The sequence below is a fragment of the Bythopirellula sp. genome, assembly GCF_041737835.1.
In the GTDB taxonomy this organism is placed as follows: domain Bacteria; phylum Planctomycetota; class Planctomycetia; order Pirellulales; family Lacipirellulaceae; genus Bythopirellula.
Genome location: NZ_JBGSQY010000002.1, coordinates 17,889 through 32,241 on the forward strand (window position 1 = coordinate 17,889; position 14,353 = coordinate 32,241).

12 protein-coding genes are annotated in these 14,353 nt (G+C 52.2%); all 12 read left to right on the plus strand.

Annotation, left to right across the window (positions count from 1 at the left end; genetic code table 11):
- Positions 1-34: 34 nt before the first annotated feature.
- The 12 genes from AC6T8Q_RS01305 to AC6T8Q_RS01360 all read left to right on the plus strand — a co-directional run bounded on the left by AC6T8Q_RS01305 (position 35) and on the right by AC6T8Q_RS01360 (position 14,190).
- Entirely contained in the window at positions 35-988 is a 954-nt protein-coding gene (locus tag AC6T8Q_RS01305; RefSeq protein ID WP_500677371.1) for a PEP-CTERM sorting domain-containing protein, read from the plus strand.
- Between the two features lie 92 nt (positions 989-1,080).
- On the plus strand, positions 1,081-2,145 hold the full coding sequence (locus AC6T8Q_RS01310) for a DUF1559 family PulG-like putative transporter (RefSeq protein WP_496918773.1): 1,065 nt from the start codon (positions 1,081-1,083) through the stop codon (positions 2,143-2,145).
- A gap of 212 nt (positions 2,146-2,357) precedes the next feature.
- Positions 2,358-2,678 (plus strand): hypothetical protein, encoded by a 321-nt coding sequence (locus AC6T8Q_RS01315; RefSeq protein ID WP_500677372.1) that lies wholly within the window; start codon positions 2,358-2,360, stop codon positions 2,676-2,678.
- Positions 2,675-3,109 carry a hypothetical protein gene (locus AC6T8Q_RS01320; protein ID WP_496918771.1) on the plus strand — a complete coding sequence of 145 codons (435 nt, stop codon included), beginning with the start codon at positions 2,675-2,677 and terminating at the stop codon, positions 3,107-3,109. The genes AC6T8Q_RS01315 and AC6T8Q_RS01320 overlap by 4 nt, the downstream gene beginning before the upstream one ends.
- Before the next feature lie 113 nt (positions 3,110-3,222).
- Complete coding sequence (locus tag AC6T8Q_RS01325; RefSeq protein WP_500677373.1) at positions 3,223-5,427, plus strand: polysaccharide lyase 6 family protein; 2,205 nt, start codon at positions 3,223-3,225, stop codon at positions 5,425-5,427.
- Positions 5,428-5,429: 2 nt separating this feature from the next.
- Positions 5,430-6,797, plus strand: coding sequence for a Gfo/Idh/MocA family protein (locus tag AC6T8Q_RS01330; RefSeq protein ID WP_500677374.1), 1,368 nt, complete (start codon positions 5,430-5,432; stop codon positions 6,795-6,797).
- A 24-nt stretch (positions 6,798-6,821) separates the two neighbouring features.
- On the plus strand, positions 6,822-8,285 hold the full coding sequence (locus tag AC6T8Q_RS01335; protein ID WP_500677375.1) for an enolase C-terminal domain-like protein: 1,464 nt from the start codon (positions 6,822-6,824) through the stop codon (positions 8,283-8,285).
- A 26-nt stretch (positions 8,286-8,311) separates the two neighbouring features.
- Positions 8,312-9,553, plus strand: coding sequence for an alginate lyase family protein (locus tag AC6T8Q_RS01340; RefSeq protein ID WP_500677376.1), 1,242 nt, complete (start codon positions 8,312-8,314; stop codon positions 9,551-9,553).
- Positions 9,554-9,584: 31 nt separating this feature from the next.
- A complete protein-coding gene (locus AC6T8Q_RS01345) occupies positions 9,585-10,502 on the plus strand; it encodes a sugar phosphate isomerase/epimerase family protein (RefSeq protein WP_500677377.1) in 918 nt (305 codons plus the stop codon).
- A 21-nt stretch (positions 10,503-10,523) separates the two neighbouring features.
- A complete protein-coding gene (locus tag AC6T8Q_RS01350) occupies positions 10,524-12,119 on the plus strand; it encodes an MFS transporter (protein WP_500677378.1) in 1,596 nt (531 codons plus the stop codon).
- Positions 12,120-12,147: 28 nt separating this feature from the next.
- A complete protein-coding gene (locus AC6T8Q_RS01355) occupies positions 12,148-13,428 on the plus strand; it encodes an MFS transporter (RefSeq protein WP_500677379.1) in 1,281 nt (426 codons plus the stop codon).
- A 3-nt stretch (positions 13,429-13,431) separates the two neighbouring features.
- Entirely contained in the window at positions 13,432-14,190 is a 759-nt protein-coding gene (locus AC6T8Q_RS01360; RefSeq protein WP_500677380.1) for an SDR family NAD(P)-dependent oxidoreductase, read from the plus strand.
- Positions 14,191-14,353 lie beyond the last annotated feature (163 nt).

Below are 14,353 nucleotides of genomic sequence, written 5' to 3' on the forward strand. Positions count from 1 at the left end.
CCAACCGCAATCTTTTCTTTGGGAGGTGAGTCTAATGAGAATACAAACCCTGGTAAAAGTTCCCAGCGTGCTGGGCCTGATGGGATTGAGTTTGTGCTTGATCCTGGGAGCCAATACCAACGCAGCAATTATCGTGAACGACAGTTGGGCCGATGGCGGACGTAATGACGGTGCCGATCCGCTCGATGCGAATTGGTGGACTTCAGCCGCAGCGGCCGGCATTGAAGTTTCTCCCGGTTCCATGGGATTGGTGACTGGCACGTCAGGCCGAGGTATCCATGCCATCTTTCCTACACAGACACTAGCGAACGTCGGAGACAAATTGATCGCGACATACACGTTCACAACACCAGCAACCATTGGCAGTAATGCGACAGGAGCTTTTCGCGTGGGGCTTTTCGATACGCTGGGACGTGCCGGATTGAATGCGGATATTACAGCATCTTCTGGTACACCTAATGCGGTTTACGGCTGGGGCACAGGGGCTTCTCCAGCCGGACCAGGAACCGCGGGTCTGCCGGGCTACATGATGGATATGGACATGCGCACCGGAGCGGACGACTTGTCATTTCGCACGCACGACACGGGAACGGTTACTCCCACGGGACGGTTGATGGGCACAACAACTGGTTTTGCTCAAGTCTCTCCCACTGGTCCTGACGGCGCTTACACTTTTGCTGCGAACACGACCTATACGGGTTCGTTATCGCTGACGCGAATCAGTGCTACTGAAGTCGAAGTTGCAGGAGCTTTGGGACTCGCCACACACAGTGTGATTGATGTCTTCGATTCGGCCAGTTATGGGATGCTCGCATTCTGGGCGAATTCCAACATCTTCGGATCATCCTCGACGCCGGGGGTTGCGAACAACGGCATCGATTTTTCCAACGTCACGATTGAATTTATTGCCATCCCCGAGCCAAGTTGTCTGGCTCTTTTGGGGCTAGCAGGCTTGGCACTAGCTCGTCGCCAACGAAATTGCAATTAGAGACTTGGGAAATTGTTTGAATGAGTGCCTCGGCATTCTCACGAGGGAATGTCGAGGCGAGTTGAATGATTATTGGCTATTAGGAGTGGACTATGAACGCCCATCCAGCATTCACGACAAATCAACGGAGTTGTGCTCGCGTCGGCTTTACGCTGGTCGAGCTCTTGGTAGTGATCGCGATTATCGGCGTTTTGGTCGCCTTGCTGCTACCAGCGGTCCAGGCCGCGCGGGAGTCGGCACGGCGCATGTCGTGTTCCAATAATCTCAAACAAATCGGTTTAGCGGATTTGAATTTTGAAAGCACGAACGGGCATCTCGTAACGGCTCGGCTCGGACCGGATTCAACTAATGCAAATACTTTTCGGAATTTGAGAACTGCCGAAGAGCGGTCGGGGGCGAGTGGATTCGTGCTATTGCTTCCACACATTGAACTGCAAGCACTATTTGAGCAACTCGACATCTATAAAAATCAAAGTATATGGCCTGCGGCCCAATTCTCTACGCCTGATTGGCGGACCCCAGAAAGATCGCGGGCAATGGCGACAAGCATTGCTGCGTATATTTGCCCATCTGAGGGAAGTGAGCTCTATGTTGAGTTTTCGGGCTTTGGCAATCCAGCACCCGCTACTGCCTCCTATGCATTTGTTGCAGGTCATCGTGGAGTGAGTAGTGGAGTGACCTACAATCTTGTTGATGCTTGCATGGTCAAGCATCGCAATACTGGTCCTCATTTATACCACACGAGAATAAAACTCAAGCAGATCGAAGACGGAACTAGCAGTACGATTTCTGTTGGTGAAGTTATTGAAACATCCGTAGGACGCATGAATGAAGGCCTGCCAACAGTCGCCGACTCGCACAACATTTGGGCAGTCGTTCTCCGCTACCTCGATGGGTTTAGGACGACTTCGGTTGCCCTTAATACTCCTCCATGGATGGAAACAGTTAATGTCGAAGGAGATATCGTGAACGGAGCCTTCGCAAGTCGCCATCCCGGGGGCGCTCAATTCGTCTATGTTGATGGCCATGTGGAGTTTGTTCAAGATTCAATAGATTTAGATACCTATCAAAACATGTCAACTATAGCCGGAGAGCCCTTAACTATGGACCGAATAGACGACAAGACCTCTCCTACTGGAACTTGCTATCGATTTTGATCGGCTTAACAGATTTTTTGTGTTCAAACATGTTTGCTCTTCGCTTGTGGATGTCAGCTTGTTGTTTTTGTTTAGTTTTTGCTATTTGCGGATGCAGCGATCGCTCACCGAGGTATCCAGTATCCGGTAAGGTATTGATCGATGGTGAACCGTTAAGTGTGGGTACAGTTCGATTTGTTCCTACGAATGGTCGAGTTGTGAGCAGCCGAATTATGAAGGATGGCTCTTTTACACTTTCTGAAGTTTCTTTGAATTCATCTCGAATGACTGATGGTGTCTTGCCAGGAAAGTACCGAGTGTGTGTAACCGCCTCTCGAGTGATCGACGAAAATTCGGGAGAAGTGGAGTGGTTGGTTCCTAGTCAATATGCGGACTTTAGGTCGTCAGGTATCGAACATGAAATTTTCGAGTCGCGTGATGACTTGGTCGTCAATCTGACATGGAAAGGCAGTGAGTATCGTGACGAAGACCAAAACTTTTCCGATGTGAAAACTCATGGCTCGCCAGAAGTGAAGGAATCTAAGGTTCGATGACATCCCTACAACGATGGTTCAGTATCTGGCGATTGATTACGTGTTATATCACTGTAATGGTTTTTGCTGGTTGCAGCGATGGTAGGCCTGTTCGAGTGACCGTATCAGGGCAAGTGTTGATCGATGGCCAGCCGCTGACCGTGGGCAACATTAAGTTCGTACCAGAGGGTGCGCGACCTTCGTCGAGCAAAATTGATTCCGAGGGACGATTTACTCTGACTTGCTACGATGGGGACGATGGAGTCGTTCCCGGCAAACATCGTGCTCAAGTCTCCGCGGTTGAGGTGTTAGGTCCTAGTAAAGTCAGGTGGCATGCTCCTCAGAAGTACGCCGACTTTCGCACGTCCGAGTTGGAATATGAAATCACAGAACCTACGGACGATTTGAAGATCGAATTGACTTGGGATGGCGGGGCACCGTTCGTTCAATGAATCGTGTCAAGGATTTAATTAGGAACAGTATGGTAACGAGATTACTAAGCTTTATGCCAGTGATCGCGTTACTCGTGGCAATTAGTGAGAGCCACGCCAGAGCGGCTGAATATATGGTTTCTAATGCATCACAAATTGCTGCTCTACGTACCACAGTGCAACCCGGTGATACGCTCGTCATGGCCGATGGTACTTGGACCAACCAACGGATTAGTTTTGCCGGGTTCGGAAGCTCAGCCAATCCGATCACGCTTCGCCCGCAAACGCCAGGAGGGGTCGTGCTCAATGGCAATTCCAAAATTCAGATTTCTGGCGATTGGCTGGTGGTCGACGGCTTGAAGTTTGAAGGGGGCGCATTGGCCGCAGATGATCATATCGTTGAATTTCGCGGGGTGAACGGCGAAGCCACCAACTCACGTTTCACGAATTCGGCGATCATCGACTATAACCCGGTCAGCGTCGACACACGTTATTTCTGGGTGTCGCTCTATGGCCAAAACAACCGCGTCGATCACAACCGCTTCGAGGGGCAAACGCATTCGGGGGTAACACTCACAGTTTGGCGCGATGAGGGAGTTTCCGATCATCACTTGGTTGACGCCAATCACTTTTTAGACCGCCCGATCCCCGTGAATCCCAGCGACCCGAATGGCTTCGAGACGATTCGTATCGGCACGAGTACCGACTCGTTATCCGACTCCTTTACGGTCGTCGAAAACAACCTGTTTGAACGGCTGGACGGGGAAATCGAGATTATTTCCAACAAGTCGGGACACAACACCTATCGATACAACACGTTCCGCGATTCCCAGGGAACTTTGACGTTGCGGCATGGTAACGACACGCTAGTCGAAGGCAATTTTTTTCTCGGCGAAGACAGGAACAACAGTGGAGCCATTCGCGTCATCGGCGAGCGGCAGACGATCGTCAACAACTACATTGCTAATGTTGACGATCGCGCCGGTGGCGCGATTTCACTATCGGCCGGCGTGGCCAACTCTCCGTTGAGCGGCTATTACCAAGTGAAAGATGCCGTCATAGCTCACAATACTTTGGTCAACACGACCGGTGTGATGCTCACTTTCGACGACGGCTTGGGCAGTAGTGGCCGTACTCTGCTGCCTGAGAATGTCACCGTGGCCAACAACATATTCCGGAGTGGCGGACCAACAATCTTCGAGGGGAACGAGGGAGCCAACTGGACTTGGCAAGGAAACATCGCCTTCGGCGGCAGCTTAGGACCTAAAGCTGGTGATGTCGGTATTGCCAGTATTAATCCTCAATTGGAACTTGATGCGAACAATGTTTGGCGGTTGAGTTCGACAAGCCCCGCGCGAAATGCTGCGGTTGGTGACTACTCTGACCTTGTGGCCGTGGATATGGACGGCCAAGCCCGCATTAGTGTGTTCGATATTGGTGCGGATGAATTTTCCACGGCGACCATCTCGCGTAAACCTTTGCAAAGCGGCGACGTCGGTCCTACTTGGTTGGAAAATCCTCCTGGCGGAGGAGGCAGCGCAGGCTGCGTGATTGCTGGTTGTGCAATTCAGGCTGAAGACTATTCGGCGCTGCTTGATCCCAACGGGAATGGATCGAGTTGGACCGTGGTGACGGATGCTCAAGCGTTAGGGGCTGAATCATTGCGAGCGCCCTCGGGAAATCGTACCGACGTGCCAGGGAATCCCCATGATGCCCTCGCTGTTTATGACGTCACTTTCGAGCAAGCTGGAACCTATCGAGCCTACTATCGTGCCAAGGGTTTGAATGGCAGCTCCGACAGCATGTATGTCCCCGATAGTTTTAATGTCGATCCCGACAATTCGGAAACTCTGACCCAAGACGGCACATATCGCTGGGAGGTTGGCGGCCTGTTCACGGTTACGCAATCGAACGTCGGCGTGCCCCTTGAGTTTCGTATCGGCAAGCGGGAAGAGTCAGCCTACTTTGATGCGTTTGTTTTGAATCTTGATCAGTCGTTAACCGAGGCCGAGTTGGACGCCCTGTTTGCAATTCAATATTCGGCGGCAGATTTCAACCAAGATGGCTTTGTCGATGGTAACGACCTACTGATTTGGCAGACCAATTACGGCGGTAGCCAATCGCTTTTGTCTTCACAAGGCGATGCCGATGGCGACGGCGACGTCGACGGTCGGGATTTCATGATTTGGCAGCGTGAGTACTCACCGCCTGCCGCACTGACGGCAGAGGTTAGCAGTGTGCCGGAACCGTCCGCGATTGCTTTGCTATTTTTCGGCAGCGTCTGGGGCTATCGCTTCCGCTTGCCTACTCGTTCGCATGAGAAAACGGAAAGGGTGTAACAATGGATAATCCGAAGAATAACAAATCTGTCACACGACGAGATGTTTTGAAAAGCTCTTTGGCAGGTGCCGCCCTCGCTGTACCGTACTTTGTGCCATCTCGTGTATTTGGCGCCAATTCGCCGAGCAATCGCGTCACGCTGGCATGCATCGGCGTCGGCAATCAAGGCCTGCCGGTGATGCAACGTTTCTTGAAGTTTCCGGAATGTCAGGTTCTGGCCGTCTGCGACGTGAATAAAGGGAGCGCGGGCTACAAAGAGCCCGGAAAAATTTATGGCCGTGATCCGGCCCGCCAGGAAGTCGAAGCCCACTATGCCAAGCAGAATGGCTCGGACACATACAAAGGCTGTGAAGCTTATAACGACTTTCGTGAGATTCTCAGCCGACCAGATATTGATGCGGTCGTGATTTCGGCGCCTGATCATTGGCACAGCATCATGACAGTGATGGCTGCGGAAGCCGGTAAGGACATCTACTGCGAAAAACCGCTAGGGCTGACCATCGGTGACCAACAGGCCATGGTCGCGGCCGTGCGTAAGCACAAACGAATTCTCCAAACTGGCAGCCACGAACGCTCGAATCCCAATGTCAAGAAGCTCGTTGAGTTGGTGCAAAGCGGCGGCATTGGCCAGGTCAAGCGTGTTATCGCGAATGTGGGGCGGCACAACATGATCGGACCGGGCCCAGGCTGGCAAGAGATGCCCGTACCGGAAGGTTTTGATTACAAACTCTGGTTAGGTCCCGCACCCGACGCCCCATATCACGCGGATCGTTGCTTGTATCGTTTCCGCTTCAACTACGATTATGCCGGCGGCCAAGTCACCAATTTTGGCGCACATTCCTTGGATATGGCGCAATGGGGCTTGGGAATGGACAACTCCGGTCCTGTGAAAGTCGAGCATGTTTATGCTGACTATCTTCCGGAAGGGAGTTTGTTTAATGCCGCGACTTATACGCACTTCCGCTGCACCTATGACAACGGTGTTGTGCTTGATTGCATGACTGGTTCGCCCGACGTGCGGTGTGAATTTGAAGGAACCGATGGCTCGGTTCGCATAGATAATCAGGGGCGTAATTTCGTCACGATTCCCGAAAAGCTGCGTGCCGAGAAGTTCGGCACGGAGATTCCAGACGTCTATCCCAGCAACGACGATCATCAACGTAACTTCATCGAGTGTGTGAAATCTCGCCAGGAACCGGCCGCACCGGTGGAGGTTGGCCATCGTAGCGCTACCATCTGCCACTTGGGCAACATCGCCATGAAGCTCAAAGCGAGCTTGAAATGGGATCCCAACAAAGAAGAGTTTGTGGATAACAACGAAGCGAACGCGCTCCTCAATCGCGACACACGCACAACCTGGAATGTTTAACATTGTCTCTTAGTCTTTGCCTTTATGTCACAACCACTTACACAACAGACGCTTGCTAAGACTCTCGCAGTTGGCAAGTCAACCGACGTCACGATTTCGGGCGTGGAGTTGTACTTTCTTCCTGTGACGACGCGTGTGCCATTGAAGTTTGGGGCCGAAACGCTTAGTTCGGTCACTTGTGCCCGCGCGCGAGTGATGGTGGAAGATCGTTCTGGGCGTAAAGCCGAAGGATGGGGTGAAACTCCGCTCAGTGTCCCCTGGGTATGGCCGAGCACACTACCGCATCGGACACGAGATTTGGCGCTGCGTGATTTTTGCGAACAGCTGGCGGGAGCTTGGAGTGCGATTTCTTCTTATGGCCATCCGTTGGAAATTGGCTATGAGTTTCAAGTCAATAACTTGCCCGCGCTCTTGGCGGGGTTTAATCGCGACTGTGCCCCTGAGGAACGTATTCCTTATTTGGCTGGGCTCGTTGGTTCGTCACCGATTGATATCGCCTTACACGATGCCTATGGCAATCTGCATGGCAAACCTGTGTACGAATGTTACACGGCCGAGTATATGAACCACGACTTGGCTTATTATCTTGAGCCAGCGGAAGGTTCGCAGATTGATTTTCAAGGGCGCTATCCCTGTGATTATTTCGGCACAGACAGTTTGACGCAAATCCCCGTTTGGCATTTGGTGGGAGGGGTGGATCCGCTCAATACCTCGGAATTGAATGGCACACATTCGACGGATGATGTGCCGGTGCTGCTTGAGGATTGGATTCAGCAAGATGGGATTCGTTGCTTCAAAGTCAAGTTACGAGGCAACGATGCCGTTTGGGATTTCAACCGCTTGGTTGAAGTCGGAAATATTGCCAGCCAACATGGCAGTTATACTCTCAGCGCAGATTTTAACTGCACCGTGCGCGAGCCAGAATACGTCAACATGATCTTAGATCGCTTGGCTTTGGAGTACCCGGAAATATTCGACGCAATTCTTTACGTTGAACAACCGTTTCCTTATGACCTGGAAGCCAACAAGATTGATGTTTCAAGTGTCTCGCGGCGCAAGCCGTTGCTGATGGACGAAAGTGCCCATAATTGGCAACTCGTACGGCTAGGGCGAGAGCTTGGTTGGACGGGCGTCGCACTTAAGACATGTAAGACACAAACCGGCGCGATTCTCACGCTCTGCTGGGCCAAGGCCCACGGCATGAGCGTTATGGTTCAAGATCTCACAAATCCCATGCTGGCGCAGATTCCACACGTGGCGTTGGCTGCCCATGCTGACACGATCATGGGGGTGGAATCAAATTCCATGCAGTTTTATCCGCAGGCATCGATTCCGGAAGCGCGCGTTCATCCTGGGCTTTATCAACGCCGTCAGGGTCAACTGGACTTGCGATCCATCAAAGGGGCGGGATTTGGTTATCGAATCGATGAAATTCATCGCCAGCTCGATCCGCCGGTGGCCCAGTTCGGCAGTTTTGTTAAGAACTAGTCTTAGCGGAGATGTGTTTTACCCTCATGTATCGCTTCATACCGTCATTCACTTTGATCGTTGTTTTGCTTTTGGGGCGAGTCGTACTTGCGGAGAATTCCGAGCCTCAGCTTCTGGTCTGGGAGTTGAAACAACTGCAAGCTTCGAAGGCTGCGTTAACAAATCCAACACCCGATTTGTCTCGAGCCGCGGATCAGTTGAAGAGACATGCCGAAAAATCACTGAAGCATCAGTCTTATTCAGTCACTTACAACGACTTTGTTCCGCCCAGCGGTGACAAGCATGATTACGTCAGCTTCGGGGCCTATTGGTGGCCGGATCCCACGAAGCCGGATGGTTTGCCGTATATTCGTCGCGACGGCGAAACAAACCGCGAGCAGCGCAGTCTTGGTGACAAGGATAATCTCAGCGTATTTCTCAAGGACGTTGAAACGCTTTCACTGGCTTATTATCTGTTTGATGACGAGCGGTATGCCCAACATGCGATCCAGCTGCTCAACGACTGGTTTCTTAATCCCGACACCCGCATGAATCCCCACCTCGATTATGCGCAGGCGGTGCTGGGACGTAATCATGGCAAGAGCACGGGGATCATCGACACGCGCGATTTTATCTACGTGCTGGAGTCTTTAGAGTTACTCAAGTCTTCCCCTGCCTATACCCCCGAGTTTGCCGAGGGTATGAGGAACTGGTTTGCCGATTTCTTTCAATGGCTGCAAACGAGCGAACATGGCAAGAAAGAAAGCTCGGCTTTAAATAATCATGGCGCCTGGTATCAGGCCCAAGCCATGAGAATCGCCCTGTATTTGCAGGAGGAAGACTTTGTCCGGCAGATAATGAAACATGTTCAGGACAATCTCATTCCAGCCCAAATTCAAGCGGATGGTACGCAACCCCACGAGCTCGCGCGTACGAATTCGTTTCACTACAGCATATTCAACTTACACGCACTGGGGACGACCGCACGCATGGCCGAATCACTCAATGAAGATCTGTGGCATGAAAAAGGACAGAAAAATCACGGCATGCAAGCTGCCTCGCTCTTTTTGCTACCTTACGTGACTGGCGACGAACCGTGGCCACACAAGCAAATCAGCAAGTACGAAATCTCACCGCGGGTTAACGAGTTTTTGCGTATGCTATCGGTTCGCTATCAAGAACCCCGCTGGCTTGACGTTTCAACCAACTATCGAAAGAAAGCTACTTCGTTTGATTACTCTCCGTTTGTCGCAGCAGGCTATTCCAAGCAGCGCTCTGCGAATGAGTGAACCACAGTTCTTGAATTAACGGAATCAATCCATGTCTAATCATGAATTTTCGATACTACTGACAAGACGGCAATTTGGACGCGGGATAGCGCTTGCTGCCGCGGCCACTACGCTCACAAGCGATTTGTTTGCCGCAGGCGAGCCGACTTCACACCAAAAATTTTGTGCGTTTATCAAATTCCTACGGGGGCTTGATTACGAACAACTGGCAGATGGTATCGCCGCCGCAGGTTTTGACGGTGTTGAAGTGACGGCTCGCGAAGTCGAAGGCTACGTTCATCCCGCTGCTGCTTCGGATGAACTCCCGAAATTGCAGGAAGCCCTTGCCAAGCGTGGATTGCAAATCACGATCCTGACAACGGACATTCTGAGTGCCGACCAGCCACACGCTAAAGAAATGTTGCAGTCCGCAGCGGCGCTCAAGATACCATTTTATCGCTTAGGCTTTTATCGGTACGATCTCAAGAAGCCTATCGTGGCTCAACTTGCCGAGTTGAAGCCAAAGTTTCGAGACATTGCCGAGATGAACCGTGAGATTGGAATTTCCGCGGTCTATCAAAACCACTGCGGCGCGGATTTCTTCAGTGCCACATTGTGGGATTTGCATGAAATGCTCAAGGATATTCCACCAGCGGAAATTGGGTGCGTTTTTGATATTCGCCATGCCGCGGTGGAAGCCGGCGAGGCTTGGCCGCAGTTGTTCAACTTGATGCAACCCAATATCACGGCTGTATCTATCAAAGATTATGTCTGGAACGGCAACAAGTCGCAGCACACTCCCTTGGGACAGGGAAGGCTCGACCAAAAGTTCTTTAAGCTGCTCGCGGACTCCAATTTTTCAGGACCGATCTCGGTGCATGTCGAGTATCTTCCCAAAGCGGATGCCCAAGAAAACCTGCAAGCTCTTAAGACGGATTTGCAGACTCTCAAGGGAATGTTATCCGCATAGATCTTCACGACAGGCTTTGTCATGACGAATGCTACAGAAACTGCTGCCACGGATCGCGGCAAATGGATGGCCCTAACGGCAGCTTTTCTTGGCTGGATGTTTGACGGTTTTGAAATTGGCATGTTCCCCTTGGTCGGGCCGAGCGCGCTCGACGATTTGCTGGGAGGCCAGTTGCTTGACAACCCCACTCTCAAGGCCGAGTGGTTTGGCGTCATCATGTCGGTGTTTCTTGTCGGCGCGGCCACAGGTGGCGTCGTCTTTGGTTGGCTCGGCGATCGTATCGGACGAGTCCGAGCAATGTCATTCAGCATTTTTACTTACGCTTTATTTACCGGTTTGTGTGGCTTCGCGGAGGAAGCTTGGCACATTGCAGTGTTGCGATTTATCGCCTCGCTAGGCATGGGGGGAGAATGGGCCCTTGGCGTTGCGCTTGTGACGGAAATTTGGCCGGATAAATCGCGAGCGATGCTGGCAGGCTTAATCGGTGCGGCCGCGAACGTCGGCATGCTGTTGGTGGGGCTGCTAAGTCTTGTGCTTGTTAATTTCATACAAGGTTTTGGAAATTTCCTCAGTTCGTTGGGTACGCCTCCGAGCACCGTGGAGTATCTGCTGCACAACGACGGTTGGCGATTGATGATGATTGCGGGCGCTTTGCCGGCACTACTTGTCTTCTTTATACGTTTGTTCGTTCCCGAATCGCACAAATGGGAAACTGTGCAGAAGCAAGGGGCCACCTCGCACTGGGCTACAAAAGATCTTCTGGGGGTCGTCGTGGGCGCACTAGGGGCGATTGCCGTGGTCACCGTCTGGTCACCCTTTTTTCATAGCGCTTTTAATGCTGATGCAGAACAAACCACTGCCACAGTGCTACGTATCGGGGTGACTCTTATTGGATTGGTAGTAGCCTTGGTTGGCTATATTTATCCCGTGATGCGCTATTTGCATCGCGCTGAATACGCTGGAACATTATCTTCTGGCGATGCCTCGCGAAATCTGCGTATGATGCTGTTCGCAGCGTGTCTTGCTGGTATCCCACTTTTGGGAACTTGGGGTTCTTTGCAATGGGCGCCAAAATGGGCGATTGCTTTGGCTGCGGAGCTTCCCGCTGACCAAGGGCCTTATCACGCCAAGGAATACACACAGATCGCGTCAGCATCTGGTGCTGTGTTAGGCACAATGGTTGCCGCACTTATGGGAGGATGGCTTGGCAGGAGAATTACTTACGCCTTGCTTTGCATCGGATCGTGTGTGTCGCTCATCTATATGTATCAAGCGAACGATGCCTTCGGCGCAAAGTTGCTGGTGTCGGTCTTTGTAGCAGGTGGGATCACGGCAGCATTTTATGGCTGGTTCCCGCTCTATCTGCCCGAGCTATTTCCAACCCGTATACGAGCGACTTCACAAGGGTTTGCATACAACTTTGGTCGGGTGCTCTCGGCGCTTGGCTCATTGCAGACGGCGACTCTCACGGCCTTTTTTGCGACGGGCATTTCAGCGGATCGAATTGAGATCGAGGCTTTCCCCAAAGCCGGGGCTGCCTTGTCGGCCATCTATCTGATTGGACTGGTCATCATTTGGTTCGGGCCTGAGACCAAAGGCAAGCCCCTGCCTGATTAACGCTGGTTCAGCGTGGAGAGTTTCATAGATGCTCGCTGAACAGACAGTTGGTCTTGCCGACCGGCCAAGGGCGAAAGGAATTCAGCCTCTGCGGATTCGCTGGGTTATGGTTGGCCTCGCCTTCGCGGCGACGGTGATCAATTATCTGGACCGCCAGACCCTCTCGGTCGTTGCTCCGGCCTTGCGCGAAGAGTTCGGCATGAGCAACGAGGATTATGGCTATGTTCTCTCGGCGTTCATGTTGGCCTACACAATTTCCAACGGCCTGTCGGGGGCGATGCTCGACAGGCTTGGTACCCGCTTAGGATATGCACTCTGCATGGCTTGGTGGTCGACCGCGGGAATTTTGCATGCGTTTGCTGTTGGCCCCTGGTCGCTGGGTGGATTTCGCTTTTTATTGGGTATTGGTGAAGCCGGCAACTGGCCAGCAGGAGCAAAGCTGGTTTCAGAATGGTTTCCTGCTCAGGAGCGTGCATTCGCAGCAGGGATTTTCAACAGCGGTGCGGCGATCGGGGCCATCATGGCTCCCCCTTTAGTGACTTGGCTGGTACTCACCTGGGACTGGCAAACGGCATTCATTATCGTGGGACTCGCCGGCTATGCTTGGCTCGTGGCGTGGTGGCTTGTTTACTACACGCCGTCGGCGGTTGAAGCAGCACCTAAACATAAGTCCGTAAGTTCTTGGCAACTGATGCAAACGCGATTTCTAGCCACGCTCACACTCTCGAAAGTCTTTCTCGATCCCGTCTGGTATTTCTATATTTTTTGGTTTCCTCAATATCTTAAAAGCGTCCGTGGCTTCGATCTGGCAGAGATCGGCATGACAGCGTGGATTCCCTTCGTGACGGCCGACCTCGGAAACTTGGTTGGCGGTTGGCTCACGGGACGATTGATTCAACGCGGAGTTCGAGTCTCAACCGCTCGCAAGGCCGTGTTTGGTTTGTTTGCGCTTTTGATGACATCAGCCATTCCCGCCGTGCTTGCTGAGAATTCTTGGGTATCAATTGCCTTGATATCTGTCGCAACGTTTGGCTATACGGGCTGCAATAGCAATGCCATAGCTTTCCCACCCGACGTGGTCCCCCAATCCATGGTGGCTACCGTCTGGGGCTTGGCAAGCATGGGATCCGGATTCGGCGGAATGATCTTTAGTTGGCTCAGCGGTCGGCTTATCGACCAATACGGTTATGTCCCCGTGTTCATGGCCTATGGCATTATGCCGTTGATAGCAGCAGGATTGATAATCTTTGTGATGGGCCCTCTAAGACCGCTGCCACAATTTCGTGAATCGATGGCTCAAGGTGATTAAACCATGCAGCGACTCCAAGGTAAAAAAGCTTTAGTGACTGGAAGTGGACAAGGCCTTGGCCGAGCTATCGCCGAGGAGTTACTGCGGGCGGGATGCGACGTTGCGATTCACTATTGCAAAAGTGCAGACGGCGCAAAAGAGGTAAAGAGCTTAGCCTCCGGAGAATCGCGTGCCGAATGCTTTGCCGCGGATCTTACGATTCCATTGCAAGCTTCGACCATGGTGAATGATGCCATCAAATTCTTGGGCGGTCTCGATATCCTCGTCAATAATTCAGGAGATATTCTAGGCCGAAGGTGGCTTGGTGATATTGACGACGATTTTTGGGACCAAACCCTCGATGTCAATCTTAGTAGTATGATGTATGTGACACGCGCGGCACTCCCCTTCTTGCAGGCTCAGTCCTGTTCGAGCATCGTCAATGTCGCGTCACTAGCAGGTCGGATTGGAGGTCATCCTGGCTCGCTCGCTTATTCGACCGCGAAGGGAGCCGTGCTCGCCTGGACACGCTCTCTTGCCAAAGAACTCGGTCCATCAGGGATTCGCGTGAATGCAGTCGCACCAGGTTTGATTCTGGGAACTTCCTTTCACGCGACGCACACCACGCCTGAATCAGCCGCGGCCACAATCTCTGGCATCCCACTGGGACGTGCCGGTAGCCCCGAAGACGTTGCCAGGGCGGTAGTTTTTTTGGTGAGTGAATACGATGGCTTCATTACCGGCGCAACCCTAGACATCAACGGCGGGGTATACGGCTGTTAAGCGCGTAGTGAAAGTAAGTGCATAGCGGCTACCTTCATGTGATGAACCATGCTCCGTCCCCCACGTTGCTATTCCGCCTTAGTGGATCATGGATTCATCCAATCGGCTCATGGAGACGACCTGATTGGCCATTCATCCTCTCGCGGTTCTCATCTTTCGATAG